A 1,348-nucleotide genomic window follows, 5' to 3' on the forward strand; every position below is an offset into this window, starting at 1 on the left:
GTCGATCTGCTGCTTGCGCCGGTCCGTGGCGTGCGCCGACCGGGTGATGTAGCCGGTGCGCTCGATGCGGGCCAGCACGCGGCTCATCGTCTGCTCGGTCACCTCGCACAGCGCGGCGAGCTCGGCCTGGGTGCGCGGCCCCCGCAGCAGGATGACGAGGACCGGCTGGCTGGCGTGGTTGAGGTCCCACGAGGCGAGGTGGGCGTTCCAGTCCCGCTCGACGCGCCGCGCGGCGGCGGACAGCAGCCGGCCGACGGGCCAGCCGCTCGGGTCGCGCGCGGCCATGGCCGCCCACCGCGGGTGCCGGTCGGCGGCGCCGTGCTGCTCGGGCCGCTCCACGAAGCTTCCTTCTCTCGACGCGTGTACCGGGCACATGTTGCCGGAAGCGCGCCCGTCGCGCATAGTGCTCAGCATGCTGAGGAAATCGTTGCGGGGGATCGTCGGCGGTCTGGCCGTCCTGGTCGTGGTCGCGGGGTGGCTCGCCGTCGGGGCGTTCGGCGGGATGGCGCAGGGGCAGCTGTCCCAGGTCCAGACCAACGACTCGGCGGCGTTCCTGCCGTCGTCGGCCGAGTCGACCCGCGCGGCCGAGCTGTCGTCCGAGTTCGTCACGTCGGAGTCGCTGCCCGTGCTGGTGGTGCTGACCGCGGAGGACGGCGGGGCGCTCGACCCGGACGCCGTGGCCACCGTGCAGCCGGTCGTCGACGGGCTGGCCGACCTCGCCCTGCCCGGGGCCGACCCGGCCGCGGGGGACCCCGCCACCCTCGGCGACGTCCTGACGGGCGACCCGGTGGTCGTGCCCTCCGAGGACGGCGAGGCGCTCCTCGTGCCGCTGTCGCTCGACGCCGAGGCCGCCGAGCAGAGCCTCGCGGACGACGAGAGCGTGGTCGGCGTCGCGGTGCAGGTCGTGCGGGACGCGCTGGCCGACGAGCTCGGCGCCACCGCGGACTCCGCCGGCGAGGCGGGCCTGCTCGCGTGGGTCACGGGCCCGGGCGGGTTCGTGGCGGACCTGACCAACGCGTTCGGCGGCATCGACGGCGTGCTGCTGCTCGTCGCCCTCGGTGCCGTGCTGGTGATCCTCGTCCTGGTCTACCGGTCGCCGTTCCTGCCGCTGGCGGTGATCCTCACCGCGGTGTTCGCGCTCTGCGCGGCCGCGCTCGCGGTCTACCACCTCGCCGACGCCGGGGTGCTCACCCTCAACGGCCAGGCCCAGGGCATCCTGTCGATCCTCGTGGTCGGTGCCTCGGTGGACTACGCGCTGCTGATCGTCGCCCGCTACCGCGAGGAGCTGCGCGCCGTCGAGTCCCCGGCCGCGGCCATGCGGCGTGCGCTGCGCCGCAGCCTCGAGCCG

At 75.1% G+C, this 1,348-nt stretch carries 2 protein-coding genes; one reads left to right on the forward strand and one right to left on the reverse strand.

The window, feature by feature from the left end; translation table 11 throughout:
• The coding region (locus KJP73_RS01325; protein WP_249669004.1) for a MarR family winged helix-turn-helix transcriptional regulator at nt 1-339 on the reverse strand (339 nt) is incomplete at its 3' end.
• Between the two features lie 73 nt (nt 340-412).
• Between KJP73_RS01325 and KJP73_RS01330 the strand changes: the two genes are divergently transcribed.
• The coding region (locus KJP73_RS01330; protein ID WP_249669005.1) for an MMPL family transporter at nt 413-1,348 on the forward strand (936 nt) is incomplete at its 3' end.

Origin of the sequence: Cellulomonas hominis, from assembly GCF_901521055.1 — a bacterium.
Taxonomy (GTDB): domain Bacteria; phylum Actinomycetota; class Actinomycetes; order Actinomycetales; family Cellulomonadaceae; genus Cellulomonas; species Cellulomonas endometrii.